This is a genomic window from Steroidobacter cummioxidans, assembly GCF_003104955.1.
In genome coordinates, this window is the sequence record NZ_LSRW01000092.1 from 18,190 (window position 1) to 37,507 (window position 19,318).

Below are 19,318 nucleotides of genomic sequence, written 5' to 3' on the forward strand. Positions count from 1 at the left end.
GACGCCCCACAAAGACCCAGGTCGGAGCGATTAGATTTTTGTCAGGCCCGCTTGGTTTGCTCGGTCGGCGCCGGCGCCGGCGCCTGCGGCGTGGGCGGCGTCTCGGCCACCGGGCCAGGCTGGGTCATGCCGGACACATTCTGCCCGCTGTGCTGAGGGTGCGCATGGTGGGCACCATGCTTTTTCTCCGTGGGCTTGGTCGGAGCGGGAAATCTGACCTGCACGACCGTGCCGTCATCGACGCGCGTTTCCAGCTCGCCTCGCAGCTGACGTACGAACGCCTCGATGAGCGAGCGACCCAAGCCGCTGTGATCCTGCGAGCTGGCGGCCATGTCGAAGCCGGTGCCGTCATCGCGAATGGTCAGCAGCAACGTCGCCGGCGACTCGCGCACGATCTGCACCTCGATATGCCCGCCCTCGCGCTCATTGAACGCATGCTTGTACGCGTTGGTGATCGCTTCGGTCACCAGCAAGCCCAGCGGCACGGCCACGTCGGGGCCGATGACTTCGCTCGGCGAGTCGACCGCCAGCTCGACATTGCGCCCGCGGGACAGGCCGCCGCGACGCAGCTCCGCACACAGGTCTTCCAGGAACCACTTCAGGTCGATCTCCTGCAGGCTCTCGGATTCGTACAAGCGCCGGTGCAAGGTTGCCAGTGCGTTGATACGACTGCGTGCTTCGGCGAACGCAACTTCTGCTCGCGGATCGCGAATACGGCGCGCGTGCAGATTCAGCAAGCTCATCACCAGCTGCAGATTGTTCTTCACCCGGTGATGAATCTCGCGCACCAGGATTTCTTTTTGCTGGAGCGAGTCGCGCAGCTCGTTCTCGCGGGCCGACAACAGGTCCGCCATGCGCGAGAACGTCTCGCCGAGACTGCGAATTTCCGCCGGCGCGGCACTGACACGCTCCGGACGCACACTGTGACGTCCCGCTGCATACGCCGACGTGATGCGCTCGAGATAGGTAATCCAGCGCACGACCAGATGCTCGATACCGAACCAGACGACCGCGATCGCCAGCGCCCACATCAGTAACGGCGTGAACACCCCCCATGCGACCTGCAGCGCCAGTGGGCCGATCGCAGTCAGCACCGGCGTTCCGAGAATCACGAAGATGCGGCCGCCAAGCAGCGGGCTGATGGCGTAGAGCCGCCACGTTCCATCATGGCCACGCGCGCGGAAGGTCTGCGTCTGACCGCCTTGCAAGTGCTCACGCAGGTGCTCGTTCACGATGTCGCGCGCCGGCAGTGGCGAACGCGTCGGCGAGCGCTCTGCTTCGCCGGTGATGATCTCGCCCTGACTGTCGAGCAAGGCGAAAGCGGTATCGTCGGTCTCGTTGCCGTAGTGATAGCGGCGCGTCAGCCAGTCCAAGCCAATGAACAGCGCCACGGCCCCTTGAATGACACCGTTCTCGTCGACCGATGGCACCGCGGTGACAATGCCCCAGGTGCCGAGCCAGCGGCTGACGACCAGGTCGCTGATGACGAAGCCATCGCCGCTCATCACCGAGATGAACCACTGCCGGTCGGCCACGTTGACGTTATTGCGAGTCGGGCTCGATGCGCAGGTGAAATCGCCTTTGGCATCGACCACCGCCGCGCCCGAGTATTGATCCAATCCTGCGATGGCTCGTTGCAAGGCGCGCCGGCAGGCCGGGCCCTGGCTACGGACGTCGGGCTGGGCAGCCAGACTCGTGAGGATCTCGCGCGAGGCCGAGATCATGTTGACCTGTTCGGTCGCGGACAGCTGCGCGGCCTGGGCGAGGTTTTGCTCCAGGATGCGCATGCTGCTGTTGTAGCTGGAAATCGCCTGCAAGACCGCGAGCGCACCCGGCGCCAGCATGGCGATGCCCACAATAAGGACGAGGCGCGGGCGCAGGCCCGCGTTGCGGCCAAACCAGGAACGCGGCGCGATCTTGGCGCTCTTCAAGCAGCGACTCCCCGCAGCGAAAAATCCCCGGAGCTCAGGACACGCCCGAGCGCCGCTCGTTGCCGATATTGGACTCGCCGAGAGAGTTCACTGCGGGCAAAGTCCCGGTCACCTGGGTGGCATCCTCGCCCAGCAACTCGACCAGGCGATCGCGAGCACGCGCAATGCGGCTCTTGATCGTACCCACCGCGACCTGGCAGACGTCTGCGGCTTCTTCGTATGACAGCCCCGTCGCACACACCAGCACCAGCGCCTCGCGCTGATCCACCGGCAACTCCTGGAGCGCGCGGTTCAAATCGCGCAGGTGCAACTTGGCATCGTGATCCGGCGCGATCGCCATCTGCGATGCGCAGATGCCGTCCGGATCCTCGATCTCGAACTTCCTGTGGCGCAGCTCAGAGTAGTAGCAATTGCGCAGAATGGTGAACAGCCAGGCCTTCAGATTGCTGCCCGTCTGGAATTGCTCACGGTTGGTCCACGCCTTCAGCACCGTGTCCTGCACGAGATCGTCGGCACGAGCCGGATCACCGCACAAAGAACGTCCGAACGCACGCAGGGCCGGCAGCAATGCCGTAACCTGCTCGAGAAATTTGTCCTGGCCGGTCATGGGCGGCGCCCCCTGTGCGCCGCTCAAGCGCCACGCTCCTTGTCTTCCAGCTGCTTCAACAGCTGTTTGAACTCATCGGGCACGGGCTCGTCCATGACGTCGGTGAACATGCGCTTCAAGCGCGCACCGAGCCAATCGGGCACTTGCTCCGTCGCCGCGCTCGCGGCCGGTGCTTCGACGGGCTCGTCAGGCTTGGTTTGCTCACTCATGATCATGGCTGATTCAGGTAGTAGCGCGGCTCAACGCCGGCGGGTCGGTTTCAGTGGGGGAGGAAACGCCTGGTGCCGTGAAAAAGTTCCAGGGAGTAAGGAACCTTCCACCCCGTTCGTACATAGTATTGCTGCATTCTTCCTAGAGCGCCGCTTCGCGCCGCCAAAGAAACCGTATTTAGGAGTCTCCATGGCTTTAGCTCACGCCATCGCCGAACATCTGCCGTATCTGCGCCGGTATGCCCGCGCACTGTGCGGCACGCAGAAAAGTGGCGATGCTTATGTCCGGGCATGTCTGGAAGCGATTGTTGCCGATACTTCGGTCCTGGATGCTCGTCTGTCCCCAAGGGTTGGCCTGTACCGCTTGTTCCACAAGCTGTGGAACAGCGCGCACATCGAAGTGCCGGCCGCCTCGGCAAAACGCGATGCCGATGGCGTCGAACGGCGTCTGAGCGAGCTCACGCCGGCCCGCCGCCAGGCCCTGCTGCTCACCGCGATGGAAGGCTTCAACATCAGCGACGCCGCCAACATCCTCAGCGTCGATGAGGAGGAAGTGAAGCAGATGGTGAGCCAGGCGGTGCGCGAGATTTCCAACCAGCCGAGCACCAAGGTGCTGATCATCGAAGACGAGCCCATCATTTCCCTGGACCTGCAGAGCATCGTGCGCGAGATGGGCCATACCGTCGCCGCGATCGCCACGACCCGCGACGAAGCCGTCCGCGCTGCGCGCAAGACCGAGCCGGGCCTGGTGCTGGCGGACATCAAGCTCGCCGACGGCAGCTCCGGCATCGATGCGGTCCGGCAGATCCTGAGCGAAGTGGATGTGCCGATCGTGTTCATCACCGCGTATCCGGAGCGTCTGCTGACGGGCGAGCGTCCCGAGCCTACATTCCTGGTGACCAAACCGTTCGTGCCCGAGACAGTGCGCGTTGCGGTCAGTCAGGCATTGCTGTTTGCGTGATGAACAACGGGGCCGCTGCGGCCCCGTTGCTATTCGTCCTCAAAAAAATGGGGCCCCAAGGGGCCCCGTTTTTTTTTATGTACGGTCGTCAGACTGGAGGCTTGCCGCGCAATGCGCCACCCACCAATGCGACCAGAGTCAGCACCAAGAAGATGAAGAACAGAATCTTCGCAATACCCGCCGCGGCGCCGGCAATGCTGGTGAAACCGAGCACGGCGGCGATGATCGCGACTACAAAGAACGTCAGCGCCCAAGACAACATGTGAACCTCCATACCCCTCGTTGAGAAATCTCCAGCTCGCGAAGTCCTCCTTGCATCGCGTGCCGCTTCAGTGTCGCAACGCGTGAGCTTATGTCCGGTTCCGGCTCGACAATCCGGAACTTCCCCCATGCGTAAACGTTTTTCTGACGACTTTCTTGCTTGATTACAAACGAAGCAGCGGCCTGCAGGCCGCGGAGGAAACATTATGAAGATGACTGCAAAGCTGCTTTGGTCCGCACTGCTCGCCGCCACGCTGAGCGTCGGTCTGACTGCCTGCGAAAAGAAAGGTCCGGTGGAACAAGCCGGCGAAGAAGTCGATGAAGCCATCGACACTCTCAAGAACGGTGGCGAGGAATCGACGGCCAACAAAGTGGACGACGCCATCGACGACGCGCGCAAAGGCGCTGAAGATGCGGTCGACGAGCTGAAAGAGAAGTAATCGATCGTTGCTTGCGGACCAGGCCTGCGGCGCGCCAGCGTCGCAGGCCTTTTTATTGGGCGTCGAGAAATTCTTCGAGCAGCGCCGCGACTTCATCGGGGCGCTCATGATGCAGCATGTGACCGGCGTCATTGACGGTCGCGATGGTCAGCTCGCGATACAGCGAGCGCAGTCTGGGCTCAGCCAGCTCATCGCCCATGCGCTTCGCCAGCTCGGATTGATCGCCCAGAACAAATAACAACGGCGCCTCGATTGCACGCCAACAAGCCTCGGCTTGCTCGCGCGAGTACAGCACGGGATTGGTGCGTTTGTGTTTGGGATCCGCGCGCAACTCGATCTTGCCGTCCTGCCGGGGCTGACCCCAGGAGCGCGCAATGAACTCCACTCGATCTTTCGGAGTGCGAGGGTTGCGACGCGCGAGCACGCGGACCAGCTGCTCGTAGTCCTCGTAAACGGCGAACTCGGTACCGTGCTTCACTTCATCGAGCCACTGCGCGTAGCGAGCCGGCGCTTGATCGGGCGTCGTACGCGGCATTCCGAAACCTTCCAGGCTGACGAGTCGGCGAATGCGCCGCGGCCGCACGCCCGCGTACAGCATTGCGATGTTGCCGCCCATGCTGTGACCGACCAGATCGATCGGCGCATCGGGTGCCAATTGATCCAGCAGCGCATCCAGATCGGCGAGGTAGTCGGGAAACCAATAGCCGTCGGCGGGTCGGTCGGTGCGACCGAAGCCGCGCATGTCGATGGCGAGGCAGGTGCGATCGGCGGCGAAGCAATCGACCAGGAATTGATAAGTCTCGCCGGTATCGCCCCAGCCGTGCAGCAGTACCAGCGGATCCGGGTTACTGCCCGGCCAGCGATACAGGTGGAAGATCAGGCCGCGCGCCTGCAGTTCGAGGTGTTGCGGGGGACGCAGCGATCGATACATTGAAACGGCGGATCGGGAGGGGAATGGCGATGCCGTACGCCTTGCGGGGCACGGCATCGCTCACTTCAATCAGCGCGCGCGCTTACTTCTTCTGCGGCGTGCGGACCACGGTCGCACCGGCCTTGCTGACCTTGCCGACCTTCTTCTTGCTGGCCTTCTTGGCGGCGACCTTCTTGGTGCCGGCCTTCTTGGCGATCACTTTCTTCTTGGTGGCGGTCTTGCCAACGGTCTTGCCGGCCTTTTTGCTCGCCTTACGCTTCGTTGCCATGATTAATCTCCGGGTTAGTCCCAATTCAGACAGATTTCAGTTTTCAGTTTTGAGTCACGTGAGTCACGTGCCTGCGCGCATATTACACGGTAGCGCCCCTCTGATGCATGATGGTGCTCGATGGACAACGGCAAGAACATGCAAGAACAAGTCACGACCATCGTCGCGCACGCGCGCGGACTGAGTACGCAGGACCGTGGCGACTACGTGCGCCGCGCTTGCGGAGCCGATGAAACATTGCTGTCGCATGTGATGCAGGCGCTGGGAGACGCGCTCGGCGAAAAAGCCGCGCAGGAGCAGGGCTTTTGGGATGACGTCGCTGCCGGCGAGAGCAGCCGCGTCTCACCGCTGGAGACCCTCGATGGGCAACTGCTCGGCCGCTATCGCATCGTGCGCAAGCTCGGCTCGGGTGGCATGGGCGACGTGTATCTCGCGGAACGCGCCGATGACGAGTATCAACAGCGCGTCGCCCTGAAAATCGTGCGCGGCGGGCTGTTCTCGCCGCAGATTCAAGGCCGCTTGCGCATGGAGCGGCAGATCCTCGCAACGCTGCAGCACCCCAACATTGCGCGCCTGCTCGATGGTGGACGCGCGCCGGATGGCACACCGTATCTGGTGATGGAGTACATCGACGGCGAGCCGATTGACATTTATTGCGATCGTCGCCGGCTGTCCGTCTCAGAGCGGTTACAGCTGCTGCGGACCATTTGTGGCGCGGTCCATTACGCGCATCAGAACCTGATCGTGCATCGGGATCTGAAGCCCAACAACATCCTGATCACGCCCGATGGTGTGCCCAAGCTGCTCGATTTCGGCATCGCCAAGCTGCTCGATTCGCGCCACTCGGCGCACACGCTCGCGGTCACCCATTTCGAGTACAGGGTGATGACACCCGCGCACGCCAGCCCCGAACAGGTGCGCGGCGATGTGATCACGACCGCCAGCGACATCTATGTGCTGGGCGTGCTGATGTACGAATTGTTGTGCGGCAAGCGGCCGTTCCACCTGATCGGCACCAGCCTCACGGACATGGAACGCATCATTTGCGAGCAGGAAGCGCCGCCGCCGAGCGCAATGGTCGCGCGCGTTGCGGCGGAATCGCCGGAGTTGATGGCCGACCTCGCCTCGCATCGCTCGACCACAGCGGCCCGCCTGCGGAAGCAACTGCGCGGCGACCTCGACAACATCGTCGGCATGTCGATGCGGAAGGATCCGGAGCGTCGCTATGCCTCCGCCGAGCAGCTTGCCGCAGACCTGGAACATCATCTGAGCGGGCAGCCCGTCCTGGCCACCAGCGATACCTGGCTTTATCGAACCGGCAAGTTCATCAAGCGTCATGCGCTGTCGGTCACGGCGGGCGTTGCGATGGTGATTACGCTCGCAGCGTTCTCGGCAGTCACGTACATCCAGGCGCAACGGATCGCACAGGAACGCGATGTTGCGACAGCCGAGCGCTCGCGAGCGGAGCAGATTTCTTCGTTTCTGGTCGAGCTGTTCGAGCTGTCCGATCCGTCACGGAGTCGCGGCAATCAAGTGACCGCACGCGAGATGCTCGACATCGGCGCGCGCCGCATTCGCTTTGGTCTCAACGATCAGCCGGAAACGCGAGCCACGCTGCTGGGAACGATCGGGCGCGTTTACGGCAGCATGGGGCTGCACGAAAGCTCGGTCGAGCTGCTGCAGGATGCTCTGGACTCGCGCATTCGTATTCATGGCGAGCGTCATCCCGAAGTGGCCCTGGCGAGAGCTTCACTGGGCACGGCGTTTTGCGAGCGCGGCCAGCTCGATACCTGCACGGAGCAGCTCGACCAAGCACTCACCCTGCAGAAGGAACTGTCAGGCGAGGATGCCGTGGCAATCGCGCCGACATTGCTTGCACACGGTCGACTCGCGCAACTGCAGGGCGATCTCGAGCGCGCGGAGCGGTACTTCAACGACAGCCTCGCGATTTATCGCCATCATGGCCAGGATCGGACGTCCGCCGCCGCGTCGGTGATGAACGAGCTGGCCGGGGTGTACACCTACCGCAATGACTTCGAGCGCGCGGCCACTTTGTTTCGCGCGGCGCTGGATATCGATCGGCAGGCGCTCGGCAACGATCATCCGCAGGTCGGCGTTCATGTGCTGAACCTCGCGTTCACGTCGCAATCGCTCGGTAAGCTCGATGAAGCAGCTGGGCTGTACACGGAAGCGCTGCAAATCCTCAGCAAAGTGCTGGGCGAGACGCATCCCATGACGCTGGATGCCAGCGCGAACTACGGCCGCTTCCTGCATCGTCGCGGCGATCTGACGCAAGCGGAGCAGGTGCTGGTGCGCGTCGTCGATCTGGATCGCAAGGCGCGTGGCGATCAGCATCCCTACGTCGGGCACGATCTCGTGAATCTCGGCTTGGTACGCCTGGATGCTGGCAATCCAGCTCGCGCCCAGCAGGATTTCAGCGCCGCGCTCACGATCTACGGCGCCACTCTGCCCGCCGACCATCCCTTTGCCGCGTCCGCCCTTTCCGGTCTCGGCCGCGCGCAACTCGAACAAGGCCGCCTGAAAGACGCAGAAAACACCCTGCGTCAGGCCTCGCAAATCGCCACCAAATCCCTCGCTGCCGACAGCCCCCAGCTCGCCGCCATCAACAGCTCCCTCGGCCGCACGCTCCTCGCCCAAAAACGCCCCACCGAAGCCGCGCCCTTACTGCGCGACAGCTATCCAATCCTCGCCAAGGCGCAAGGCGAAGACGCAGCGATTACGAAGCGAACGCAGGAAGCGCTCGCCAGCATGGAGGCCGCCAAGTAAGCGGGACGGCGGCCGATTTGACTACAAACGGTTTTTGGATTCGTTGGTAAACGTTGGCCGGGGCGGCCAGACCGGGCACAGCTCCTCAATCACCGCCATGAGCTCGTCCAATGCCTGATACGGGTCGGCAGGCGCGGACGGAGGCGTATTCACGCCGCCCTCCGCAACAATGGGAGCGTCAGTCGATTTCTCGGAGCAGCTCATCGAGCCATTCCATACGGTCGAATAACTGAAAGTACTCGCGTACTTCCTTCATATCTACAGTGCTCCGATTGGCGCGCAACAATGCTCGGATGTCTTCCATGTCGCGCGTGCCCGCCGCCATCGCTGCTACCCGCCCAAGAACATCTTGTACGCCGAGTTGTCGGTTTCTTCGGCGTACACGTACTTCAGTTCGCGGACGTGCAGGTCGAACTCGGTGCTTTCGGAAGGTGGCAGCTGGACGCCGACCAGGACGCGGCCGTAGTCGGAGCCGTGATTGCGGTAGTGGAACAGCGTGATGTTCCAGCGCGTGCCGATGGCGTTGAGGAATTTCAGCAGGGCGCCGGGGCGCTCGGGGAATTCGAAGCGGAACAGGCGCTCGTTGTCGAGGCCGCGGGCGTGGCCGCCGATCATGTAGCGGACGTGCAGCTTGGCGACTTCGTTGTCGCTCATGTCGTGCACGTTATAGCCCGAGTCCTGCAAGGACTTGATGACCGCTTCCTTCTCGCGACGGCCATCGCTCAGGCCCAGGCCAACGAACAACTGCGCCGAGGCGGTGTCGCTGTAGCGATAGTTGAATTCGGTGATGCTGCGCCGGCCGAGCGTTTCGCAGAAACGCAGGAAGCTGCCCTTCTCTTCCGGAATCTCCACCGAGATCAGCGCCTCGCGCTGGCCGCCGATATCGGCGCGCTCCGCGACGTGACGCAGGCGATCGAAATTCACATTGGCGCCGCAGTTGATGGCGATGAACGTTCGATTGCGGCACTGCTCGCGCTGCACGTAACGTTTGATGCCGGCCACCGACAGCGCCCCCGAAGGCTCGACGATGGTGCGGTTCTCTTCGAAAATGTCCTGCATGGCCGCGCAGATCTCATCCGTGCTGACCAGGATGACCTCGTCGACGTACTCACGCGCCAGCCGAAACGTTTCCTCGCCCACGCGCCTCACAGCGACACCGTCGGCAAAAATCCCAACGCGGTCCAGGGTGACGCGCTTGCCCGCCTGCAGGGACTTGGACATCGCGTCCGCATCCTCGGGCTCGACACCGATGATCTTGATCTTCGGAAACAGATACTTCACGTACGCCGCTACGCCGGCGATCAGGCCACCGCCGCCGACGGCGATGAAGATGGCGTCGATCTGCTCGCCCGCGCACTGGCGCAGCAGCTCCATGCCGATGGTGCCCTGGCCGGCGATCACATCCGGATCGTCGAACGGATGAATGAATGCCAGCTGGCGCTCGCTCATCACCTTCATTGCATGTTCGTAGGCCTGATCGTAGTCGTCGCCATGGAGCACGACCTCGGCGCCATGATCCAATACGGCCTGAACTTTGATCTGCGGCGTGGTCTGAGGCATAACGATGATTGCCGGAATCCCGCGCCGCTTGGCGGCCAGCGCCACACCCTGGGCATGGTTGCCGGCGGAGGCGCAGATCACGCCGCGCTTGGCGGCCGTTTCCGACAGGTGTGCGATCTTGTTGTAGGCGCCACGAATCTTGAACGAGAAGACCGGCTGCAGATCCTCGCGCTTGAAGAGAATGCTGTTACCCAGGCGGCGGCTGAGCCGCGGCGCCGTGTCGAGCGGAGTAGCAATAGCGACGTCATAGACGCGCGCTTTGAGAATACGTTCGAGGTAATCGTGGGACATACAGGCCAGGATACCGCATTCCTGTAATAATGCGCGCCGCTCCGGACTCCCCCCATATGGATGATTTGGGATGACTTGGGATGACTTGGGCTACTGCTACCGACTCATATCTGAACGTCAGCATGAACGATTCGACCCACCGCCTTACACGCCGCGACCTGCTAGCTTCATCCCTGGTGACATCGTTGGGCGCCGCTGCCCTCGGTGCGCCCGCACCCGCCACCGCCCAGCCCATCGGCAGCATGCCGGCCACGACCAAAGAGCTGTGGCAGTGGTTTCGCATCCAGCCGGTGCTGGACCTGCAGCGAACCTATCTGGATATCGCCGGCGCCGGCCCGACCCTGCGTTCCGCGATGGCGACCGAATATCGCGTCCGGGATTCGCAAAGTCTGAACGTCGCCTCATTCTCCGAGGCACAGTGGAGCGCCGAGAGCACACGCATCGCCACCGCATTCGGCGGCTTCGTCGGCTGTGACGCCGACGAGATCGTGTTCACGCGTGGCACCGGCGAAGCACTCGCGACCGTCGCCAATGGCCTCGATTTGAACCCGGGCGACGAAGTCCTCACGACCAATCGCGAGCATCCGGCCTCACTCAGCCCCTGGCTGCTGCTCGCACGACGCCGCGGCATCGTCGTCAAGCAGATTGATCTGCCAGCACCGTTGAGCGGCCCGGAGCAAGCGCTCGGCTTGTTCGCCGGCGCCGTCACCGATCGCACCAGAGTAATGATGTTCTCCCACGTGCAATATGCGGACGGAACACTGATGCCGGTGGCCGAGCTGTGTCAGTTCGCCCGCCAGCGCAATCTGATCAGCGTCGTCGACGGCGCTCAGGCGCTCGGCATGCTGGATTTCCAGCTGCGCGACCTGGGCTGCGATTTCTACGGAACGTCATTTCACAAGTGGCTCGGCGGCAGCAACGGCACCGGCATGTTGTATGTACGCCGGGACATGCTCGATCGCATTTGGCCGACGCTGCCGCGCGGCATCGATGCTTCGCCGCCGGTCATCACACCAACGCAATCGATGGGTCATGTAGGCGTGCCGGCAGCGCTGCACAAATTAGGAAACATCGTGCCGCTGTGCTGGGCACCGCTGCGCGGCTCCGAAGTCGCACTGGATTTTCAACAGCAGGTCCTGCGCAGCAGGATCGAAGCGCGCATTCGTGAGTTGACGATCTACGCGCGCCTGCGTTTGCAACAGCTGCCTGGCGTCGAAGTACTGACGCCGAATCGTCCCGGCTTGTGGGGCGGCATCCTCTCGTTCCACGTGCCCGGACGCCTCGCGTCCGACATCACGCTCGGACTGGTGCGCGGGCATCGCGTGTTCGCGCGTGACATGCAGTGGCCCGGCAAGAGCGAAGGCGCGGTCCGCGTCTCGCTGGCCGCATTCAACACGCACGACGAAGTGGACAAGCTGTTCGCGGGTCTGCAGCAAGTGCTTCGCTAGGGCATCATGGTTCCACTGAGTTATTTGCTAATCATGGGCAGCCTCAGCGGGCTGCTCGCCGTGCTGGCCCATTCGGTGATCTATTCCGTTTATCAACTGGTGCGCTCGGGGAACGGTCAGACGAGCGCGGTGAGTTTCACCGATGCCTTCCTGCATCTGATCTGCGGCACCGGGCTCGGGCTGTTGTTCTGGCTCAGCTGGGGCCTGGCGGGCATGGTCAACATGCCCTGGTGGATCCGCGGCCTGTCGTTCGCGCTGCTGTGCTGGGTGCCGGTGTCGTTGCCCGCAGTGGTCGCTGCCTGGATCAGTGCTGCGCCGGAGCGCGGACTGTCGACGAAAACGATGGCATTGATGGCGTCGCGGTGGGCGACGACCTGCCTGATCGCAGGTCTCGCCTTTGCTTGGAGCTGGCAGCGCTCGGCCTGAGCGCCCTTCATAACCTAGGTTAATTAACGATCGAAAAATTCGCGGGCCACGGACGTGAACCGCTGCGGAGCTGCGCTCAGGAAGCCCTGACCGTAGTCGGGCAGATCGAGCATCGAGCCATTCGGCAAGGATGCGCGAGCGCGCCCCGAGTGTTCGAAGTACTCATCCTTCAAGCGCAGCACCAGCGCCGACTGTTTGACCAGCGGCAGGCGCTCGGACGCGGGGTACTCAACCATCGCAACATACGATCGCGTGCCGCTGCTGCCAGCACGCAGCCGATCGCCCAGCTCGTCCGTCAAAGCACTGATGGGTGCGCCCGGTCCGCGACGCTCGACGAGTCGCCGCCACTCCTCAGAGACATCGCTGCCATCTTCACGGGTGCCCGGCGCGGGCGCGTTCTGCAGCAGCGCGGCGCGATCTTGAGCAGAATAGGACGGCACGCCCCACAGCATCACGCGACGGATCAGCTGCGGACGCGTGATCGCGAGCTCGGCAGCAACCAGCGCACCGAGTTGATAACCAGCGAGATCGACACTGCGCAGACGCAGGCTTTCGACGAAATCGCCGATCGCCGCGGCCAGGTCGCCGACGGTCGCCTTGCTGCTGGCCGGGTCGGAATTGCCATGTCCCGGCAGATCGGGCGCGTAGACGCTGCGATCATGCCCCAGCTCGCGCAGGATGGGCGCGAACAACCGGCCCGAGCCGCCGCTGTGATGCAGGCAGACAACCGGTGTACGCTCGTCGAAACCGCCGCCTGAAGGGTACGCCGTGGACAGATGAATCTGGCCGTGACGGCTCTCGGCATAGGAGCGGCGCACGTGCACGACGGCGGGCTGAGGTAAAGGCAGGCGATTACGATACTTGGCTTGGATCACTCGAAGTCCCCTTTTCTGACGCTCCATGCGACCGACGCCTCCGTGCGAGTTGAGCGTGGCTCTCGCGAGCCGTGGCATGGGCGCGTATTCAAACGGCACCGTGCACTTGCTGGACAGTCGAAAGTGTACGTAGCGATGACAGCTAAGAAATGGACTTACTTCTCAGCTTGCACAGTACAGCCCGACGCTTGGTTAGACTAATGTCAATTGCACGCACGAGAACAGCAAGAGGCACACTGATGATCCGCATGCCGCCCCTTCGCAGACACGAGCGCAGTCGTTGTCATAAGCAAATTTCCCACAAACGCAGCATCGTCGCACTGATCTTCGGCATCGTGCTCGCAACTGCCGCGCACGCGGAGCCTTACAGCGCCGCGGCGATGTGGCAGCTGCAACGACTCGGCACGCCCGATATTTCTCCTGACGGGCGACTCGCCGTCGTGCCGGTCACTCGCTACGACGTCGACAAGAACAAAGGCGACACCGATCTGTGGCTGGTACCGACCAAGCCCGGCAAGGCTCGCCAGCTCACCAGCACCGGCGGTTCAGCTTCATCGCCGGCGTGGAGCCCGGATGGCGAGATGATCGCGTTCGTCGCCAAGCGCGGCGACGATAAACAGCAGCAGCTTTATGTCATTGCAGTCGACGGCGGCGAAGCACGGCGCGTGACCAACGTGCCCACCGGCGTGATTGCGCCCAAGTGGTTTCCGGATTCCAAGCGCATCGCTTTCCTGTCGCAGGTGTGGACCGATCTGAGCACCTGGGCCGACATGGACAAGCGCATGACCGAGCGCAACGATGCAAAAATGACCGCGCGCGTGTGGGACAAGGCGCCGGTCAGTCACTGGGATCACTTCCTCGACGATCGCGACACGCACATCTATTCGGTCAACATCGACGGCGGCGAGCCGCAGGCCATCACTCGCAACGCCGGCGTCTCGCTGGACCGCGGCGAGCCCGACGCGAGCTCTTATGACATTGCGCCGGACGGCACCGAGGTCGCATTCGCCGTCAACATCGACACCAGCGGCGTCGATCCGAACTTCGACATCTTCACACTGCCGGTGGAAGGCGGCTCGCCGCAGAATCTGGTCAATCTGACCCAGGACAATCCCGCCGACGACACCGCGCCGCTGTACAGTCCAGACGGTCGGTCGCTGGCATTTCGTCGCCAGACGATCAAAGACTTCTACGCCGATCGCGCGCGGCTCATGTTGTATGACCGTCGCGGTAGCAAGCTGCGCAACCTCACCGAGAATTGGGACCGTTCCGCCGTCGGCCTCGTCTGGTCACCGGACAGCTCAGCGCTGTTCGGCGCTATCGACGACGCCGGCACGCGTCGCATCTATCGCTTCGATATCGGCGGTGGCGAGCCGAAGGCCGTGACTCGCGATCGCAGCTTCGATTCGCTCGCGATCGCGGGCAGCGGCCCGGTGATCGTCGGCCTGCGCCAGAGCTTCACCGAACCGCCGACGCTCGTGAGCATCATCGCGCGCACCGGTGCCGCCACGAAGCTGTCGGACTTCAATGACACCGCGCTCGCGCGACTCACGCCGGGCAAGGTCGAGAGCGTCACTTATAAAGGCGCCAATAACGAAGACGTGCAGATGTGGGTGGTGTATCCGCCGAACTTCACGCCGGACCGCAAATGGCCGCTCTATCTGCTCCTGCACGGCGGCCCCCACAACGGCGTCACCGATGCCTATCAGTGGCGCTGGAACGCGCAGGTATTCGCCAACTGGGGCTATGTCACGGCCTGGCACAACTTTCATGGCTCGAGTGGCTTCGGTCAGGCGTGGACCGACTCCATCACCAAGGAATGGATGACGCTGCCGTACCAGGACACCATCAAGGCCACCGAGTGGTTCCGCGCCCAGCCGTGGATTGATAGTGAACGAATGGCCGCTGGCGGTGGCAGTTTCGGCGGGTATCTTGCGTCTTCATTGCTGGGCAAGCCGCATCCATTCAAGACCCTGGTGGCGCACGCAGCGGTGTACAACAACTACACTCAATACGGCAGCGATTACGGCGCGGACAAGAAACGTTTCGGCGAATTCTGGGAAGACGCCGAGCGCTTCGCGCGCAACTCGCCTCACACCTTCGCGGCGAACTTCAACACGCCGACGCTGGTGATCCACGGTCAGCTGGACCGGCGCGTACCGGTCAGCCACGGCCTGGAGCTGTTCAACGTGCTGCAGAACCGTGGCGTGCCCAGCAAGCTGGTGTACTTCCCTGACGAGAACCACTGGATTCTGAAGCCGCAGAACTCGCTGTTCTGGTACGAAACTTCACGACAGTGGCTGGAAAAATATGTGCGCCCCGGGCCGGGCGATGCCAGTGCGGTGCCGGCAGGTCCGAGCGCGTCCACTCAGAACAAGGTGACCCAATGAGCCTCTCGATCACTCGACGTGAAGCACTGTTGATGGCGGGCGCGGCGACGCTGCTCGCAGGAGAAACATTCGCCGCGCAGCCCAAGGTGAAACCGATGAAAGTGCTGATCCTCGGCGGCACCGGCATCAGCGGTCCGCATCTGGTCCGCGAGCTGCGCGACGCCGGCCATCAGCTCACGCTGCTGAATCGTGGCAAGCGCAATCCCGGCATGTTCAAGGATGTCGAAACGTTGCTCGGCGACCGCGCCGGCCCGCTGGATGTGCTCAAGGGGCGCGATTGGGACGTGGTCGTCGACAACTCCGGCTACTTCCCCAAGCATGTGAAGGCGAGCGCGGAGCTGTTGAAGGGCCACACTCAGCACTACATTTATGTGTCGAGCATTTCGGCGTACGTCAATCTCACACCGCCGGGCATCGATGAGGATTACCAGCTCGCGGAGCTCAAAGATCCGGACGCCACCGAGATCACCGGCGAAAACTACGGCGGACTGAAAGCCGCCTGTGAGAAAATCGTCGAGCAAACCTTCGGCGTCCACCAGGCCGTGATCCGTCCTTCATATATCGTCGGCCCGGGCGATTCGACAGATCGCTTCGGTTACTGGCCGGTGCGCGTGGCGCGCGGCGGCGAAATGTTGGCCCCCGGCACGCCGGCGGACACCGTGCAATTCATCGATGTGCGCGACATGGCCGACTTCATGCGCGCGTGCGTCGAGCGCAAGATCCAAGGTCGTTACAACCTGTGCAATCCGCCGGGCTCAGTGACCATCGGCGAGCTGCTCGAAGCCAGCAAGCGCATCTCCAAGTCGAATGCATCGTTCACCTGGGCGAGCCAGTCGTTCATCGAGCAGCAACAGCTGCAGCAGAAAGGCGAGATTCCGATCTGGGCACCGCCGGTCGGCGAGCAAGCCGGTGCGACGCTGGTCAGCTCGGCGCGAGCGGTGGCGCAAGGCCTGCGGTTCCGCGATCTGGACACGACCATCAAAGACACGCTTGCCTGGCACGAGCAGCGCCCCGCCGAAGAGAAAGCCAAGCTGCGCGCCGGCCTCACCGCTGAACGCGAGGCGCAGCTGCTGAAGCAATTGAAGGCGTAACGACCGATGTGACATATGATCGGGCGGCCGTTCACGAAATTTGGNTCGCCGGTTCATCCAAACTTGCCTGGGCCCGTCGAACAGAAGAGATGGACTCGCGTCGCCGCCGGAGTGACGATAGAGATCTGCTTCTGGAGACCTGCCATGTCATCACTCGTCATCCGCTCAGCAGCCCGATCCCTGACCGCTCGCGTCGCTCTCAGCTGTATCGCGCTGGCCGTGCTCAGCGCCTGCAACCGCGGCGGCGAACAGAGCGCCATGTTGCCGAGCGAGCCCGCTGAATTGACCTGGGCGCGCGCCGCGCTGGAACGCAATCCGCGTTACGAAGTGCTGGCCAGCGACACACAGACGCGTGTGTTCACCGTCCGTGATCGCTCGACCGGTCAGGTGCAGACCGTCAACCTGAATGACCTGGCCGCAGCGCCGCTCGCACAGTTGAAATCGCCGCCGTCGGTGCTCGACGCGCCTTTGCCTGCTCCTGTTCCCGCGCCAGAAGCAGCGACAGCGGCAGCACCGCCGCCCGCTCCTCCTGCCGCTGCAACGCCTCCTGCGAGCCCTGCAGAAGCCGCGCCGCCGGCGCAAGTCGTCGACAATTCACCGGCTGCCGCAGCGGAACGGGCGCAATCCGCCGAGTCGAACTACACGATCGATCGCAGCGGCGGAAAGCTGCGCATCTCCGGCCCTGGCGTCAGCATCGTCAGCTCCGGCAGAGGCGAAGCTTCGGGCCAATCGAACCCCGCTGGCGTGCGCGCCGCCGAGCCCATCATCTGCGAGGGCAAGCGCATGCTGAAGCTCGATGACCGCAAGATGTACGTGGAAGGCGACGCGATCATCGCGCGCGGCGGCTGCGAGCTGTACATCACCAACAGCACCATCGTGGCCACCGGCACCGGCCTGATCGTCGAAGACGCCATCGTGCATGTCGCCAACAGCCACATCGAAGGACTGAACGGCTCGTTCAACGCCACCGACCGCGCCAGGATGTTCGTGCGCACCTCCACCTTCCAGGGCGTGCCGCACCGGGCGGAGTTTGCAAGCGTGCTGGATCAGGGTGGCAATCAGTGGCGATGATGGGCCGATGATTGGCGATTGATGCCTTGGCGGCACTAAACTAGCGCCGCCGTGCCAGCTCCGACGAACGAACCACAGCCCGCGCCGAAGCGATTTTCGACTGCCAAGAGAGTGGCGGGCCTGGTCGTGCTCGCCGCGCTGGTGTCGTGGCCCATTCTTCGCAGCTACAAACCCGAAGCGCCGGAGCCTCCCGCTCCTCCGCCGCCGGCGCCCGAAGAATTCCACGCGTCCAAGCCTCTGCGCCTGCAATTGCAAAGCGAGGCGGAAAACGCCGACATCGCGTGGCTGCGTTACGAGCTCAACCACCTGCTGACTCGCGGCAAGATGCACATGCCCGCGATCTCGACCGATCCGGCTACTGAACCCAAAGTCTTCACCTTGCGCGTGACGCTGAGCGCCGATGGCAAGCAAGCGAAGCTCACCCTGCTCGCGCCCGATGACGACGTCATTCGGGAAAACCCCTTGCCACTGCCGGACGACACTCGTCTGGCCACCATCAGCGCGTTCGCGACAGCACTGCCGCGTTTTTTGAATGCCGCGCATACGACGGGGGATTGGGTCGCCCTCGTCGGCACCGACGACGCCAAGGCCTATGACACGTTTCTAAACACCTCACTGGAGTGGTCCGGCACGCAGAGCGCCGGCTTTACGCAGCCACCGAAAGCGCCGACCCGTGCGCGCTCAGTGGAACGGCTCGAATCTTTGATTCGCAGCCAGCCGAAGTTTGCCCGCGCCTGGGGTGCGCTCGCCGCCGGGTATTTGAGCCTCGGTGGCGAAGATGAAACATCGCTGACGCAACTCGCCGAGACGAGCGCCGAACGTGCGCTCGACCTCGACGACGGCATTGCCGATGCGCATGCCGCGCTTGGTCTCGCGCATCTGCGCCGCAACGAATGGATCGCCGCTCGCGAGCAGTTTCAACGTGCGTTGACGCTCGATGCACAAACGGGTGCTGCGCTCGAAGGCCTTGCCTGCCTGCTGGTGGACGCCGGCAGATATAAAGAAGCGGCGCCGATCGCTGCGCAAGCCGTCGCTATACAGCCGCACAACATCGGCTCGAACGAATGTTTCGCGTACACACTCACGACCACGCCGGCGCCGCCCTCGATGCAAGCGACGCCATCGCCGGTGCGCGCGCTCGAAGCCATCCTCGCCGGCGATGACTCGTCCGCCAAAGAAATATTGCGCGGCTCGCTCAGCACACAGGATTTCAATCGCTGGGCCGAGCCACTATTGCTCGCGGCGGACAATCGGCGCCGCATTCCACAGGCGCTGCAGGCGGTGACGCTCGCAGCGAGCGAGCAGCAGATCGATCCCGCTACCGAGATTCTTTGTGGCACGGCGTTGAAACAACCCGAGTTCGTTTTCAATCGCATGTCCCGGCTGCAGCGCCAAGGCGAACGCTCGCCGTTGCGTGTGCTGTGGATGCCGCAAACAAAATTCCTGCGACAACACCCGCGCTTCGAGCAAGTCGTGAGCGCGGCGGGTCTGCCCGCTTTCTGGCAAGAGCAAGGCGTTGCTGATGTGTGCGCATCCGAGCCGACGCTGTATGGCTGCAAGACGCACTCAAACCCGGCAACCAAGCCCAGCCGACGCTGATTGTCCGACCGCCGGACACTGCTAAGTCCTTGATTAGTCATCTCTAGATGACCCGCGCTGCGGAATACTTTGCACTGCGGTAAAACGCGCGAAAGTGCGCCATAATGCCGCTCCCGCGACGAGCGACAGGCAGGGCGGATCGAATCCTGTCTCTTATACACATCTCCGAGCC

At 63.1% G+C, this 19,318-nt stretch carries 18 protein-coding genes; 9 read left to right on the plus strand and 9 right to left on the minus strand.

The window, feature by feature from the left end; all coding sequences use genetic code 11:
- Positions 1 to 41: 41 nt before the first annotated feature.
- Genes D0550_RS30890 through D0550_RS30900 form a run of 3 tightly spaced genes read right to left on the minus strand, consistent with a single transcriptional unit; the run spans position 42 to position 2,747 of the window.
- Positions 42 to 1,931: a sensor histidine kinase gene (locus D0550_RS30890; protein WP_116813044.1), complete on the minus strand. Its 1,890-nt coding sequence runs from the start codon at positions 1,929 to 1,931 to the stop codon at positions 42 to 44.
- 34 nt (positions 1,932 to 1,965) lie between these two features.
- Entirely contained in the window at positions 1,966 to 2,565 is a 600-nt protein-coding gene (locus tag D0550_RS30895) for a sigma-70 family RNA polymerase sigma factor (protein ID WP_206606643.1), read from the minus strand.
- Positions 2,562 to 2,747, minus strand: coding sequence for a NepR family anti-sigma factor (locus tag D0550_RS30900; RefSeq protein ID WP_153067435.1), 186 nt, complete (start codon positions 2,745 to 2,747; stop codon positions 2,562 to 2,564). The genes D0550_RS30895 and D0550_RS30900 overlap by 4 nt, the downstream gene beginning before the upstream one ends.
- 190 nt (positions 2,748 to 2,937) lie before the next feature.
- Here D0550_RS30900 and D0550_RS30905 point away from each other — a divergent pair, with 190 nt between their 5' ends.
- Complete coding sequence (locus D0550_RS30905; RefSeq protein WP_116813047.1) at positions 2,938 to 3,708, plus strand: response regulator; 771 nt, start codon at positions 2,938 to 2,940, stop codon at positions 3,706 to 3,708.
- Between the two features lie 88 nt (positions 3,709 to 3,796).
- Here D0550_RS30905 and D0550_RS30910 read toward each other — a convergent pair whose 3' ends face one another.
- Positions 3,797 to 3,970 (minus strand): DUF1328 domain-containing protein, encoded by a 174-nt coding sequence (locus tag D0550_RS30910; protein ID WP_116813059.1) that lies wholly within the window; start codon positions 3,968 to 3,970, stop codon positions 3,797 to 3,799.
- Positions 3,971 to 4,175: 205 nt separating this feature from the next.
- On the opposite strand from D0550_RS30910, the gene D0550_RS30915 reads away from it, so the two are divergent.
- On the plus strand, positions 4,176 to 4,409 hold the full coding sequence (locus tag D0550_RS30915) for a hypothetical protein (RefSeq protein WP_116813048.1): 234 nt from the start codon (positions 4,176 to 4,178) through the stop codon (positions 4,407 to 4,409).
- Positions 4,410 to 4,461: 52 nt separating this feature from the next.
- Here the strand turns inward: D0550_RS30915 and D0550_RS30920 are convergent, their stop codons facing one another.
- Both D0550_RS30920 and D0550_RS30925 read right to left on the minus strand, forming a co-directional pair.
- Entirely contained in the window at positions 4,462 to 5,340 is an 879-nt protein-coding gene (locus tag D0550_RS30920) for an alpha/beta fold hydrolase (RefSeq protein WP_116813049.1), read from the minus strand.
- Between the two features lie 82 nt (positions 5,341 to 5,422).
- On the minus strand, positions 5,423 to 5,608 hold the full coding sequence (locus tag D0550_RS30925) for a hypothetical protein (protein WP_116813050.1): 186 nt from the start codon (positions 5,606 to 5,608) through the stop codon (positions 5,423 to 5,425).
- A gap of 120 nt (positions 5,609 to 5,728) precedes the next feature.
- Between D0550_RS30925 and D0550_RS30930 the strand changes: the two genes are divergently transcribed.
- Positions 5,729 to 8,395 (plus strand): serine/threonine-protein kinase, encoded by a 2,667-nt coding sequence (locus tag D0550_RS30930; protein WP_116813051.1) that lies wholly within the window; start codon positions 5,729 to 5,731, stop codon positions 8,393 to 8,395.
- Between the two features lie 178 nt (positions 8,396 to 8,573).
- On the opposite strand, the gene D0550_RS35090 is transcribed toward D0550_RS30930, so the two are convergent.
- On the minus strand, positions 8,574 to 8,720 hold the full coding sequence (locus D0550_RS35090; RefSeq protein ID WP_161966160.1) for a hypothetical protein: 147 nt from the start codon (positions 8,718 to 8,720) through the stop codon (positions 8,574 to 8,576).
- Between the two features lie 5 nt (positions 8,721 to 8,725).
- The gene (gene ilvA, locus D0550_RS30935; protein WP_116813052.1) at positions 8,726 to 10,246 is read right to left on the minus strand and encodes a threonine ammonia-lyase, biosynthetic; all 1,521 of its coding nucleotides are present in this window, start codon (positions 10,244 to 10,246) and stop codon (positions 8,726 to 8,728) included.
- 80 nt (positions 10,247 to 10,326) lie between these two features.
- Between ilvA and D0550_RS30940 the strand changes: the two genes are divergently transcribed.
- On the plus strand, positions 10,327 to 11,694 hold the full coding sequence (locus tag D0550_RS30940) for an aminotransferase class V-fold PLP-dependent enzyme (RefSeq protein WP_116813053.1): 1,368 nt from the start codon (positions 10,327 to 10,329) through the stop codon (positions 11,692 to 11,694).
- A gap of 6 nt (positions 11,695 to 11,700) precedes the next feature.
- The gene (locus tag D0550_RS30945) at positions 11,701 to 12,120 is read left to right on the plus strand and encodes a hypothetical protein (RefSeq protein ID WP_153067436.1); all 420 of its coding nucleotides are present in this window, start codon (positions 11,701 to 11,703) and stop codon (positions 12,118 to 12,120) included.
- A 23-nt stretch (positions 12,121 to 12,143) separates the two neighbouring features.
- Here the strand turns inward: D0550_RS30945 and D0550_RS30950 are convergent, their stop codons facing one another.
- Positions 12,144 to 12,995, minus strand: coding sequence for an alpha/beta fold hydrolase (locus tag D0550_RS30950; protein WP_161966161.1), 852 nt, complete (start codon positions 12,993 to 12,995; stop codon positions 12,144 to 12,146).
- 248 nt (positions 12,996 to 13,243) lie between these two features.
- On the opposite strand from D0550_RS30950, the gene D0550_RS30955 reads away from it, so the two are divergent.
- The 4 genes from D0550_RS30955 to D0550_RS30970 all read left to right on the plus strand — a co-directional run bounded on the left by D0550_RS30955 (position 13,244) and on the right by D0550_RS30970 (position 19,146).
- The gene (locus D0550_RS30955; protein WP_161966162.1) at positions 13,244 to 15,385 is read left to right on the plus strand and encodes a S9 family peptidase; all 2,142 of its coding nucleotides are present in this window, start codon (positions 13,244 to 13,246) and stop codon (positions 15,383 to 15,385) included.
- A complete protein-coding gene (locus D0550_RS30960) occupies positions 15,382 to 16,476 on the plus strand; it encodes an NAD-dependent epimerase/dehydratase family protein (protein WP_206606644.1) in 1,095 nt (364 codons plus the stop codon). The genes D0550_RS30955 and D0550_RS30960 overlap by 4 nt, the downstream gene beginning before the upstream one ends.
- A 144-nt stretch (positions 16,477 to 16,620) precedes the next feature.
- Entirely contained in the window at positions 16,621 to 17,547 is a 927-nt protein-coding gene (locus D0550_RS30965; protein ID WP_153067437.1) for a hypothetical protein, read from the plus strand.
- 51 nt (positions 17,548 to 17,598) lie between these two features.
- Positions 17,599 to 19,146 (plus strand): tetratricopeptide repeat protein, encoded by a 1,548-nt coding sequence (locus tag D0550_RS30970; protein ID WP_116813058.1) that lies wholly within the window; start codon positions 17,599 to 17,601, stop codon positions 19,144 to 19,146.
- Positions 19,147 to 19,318 lie beyond the last annotated feature (172 nt).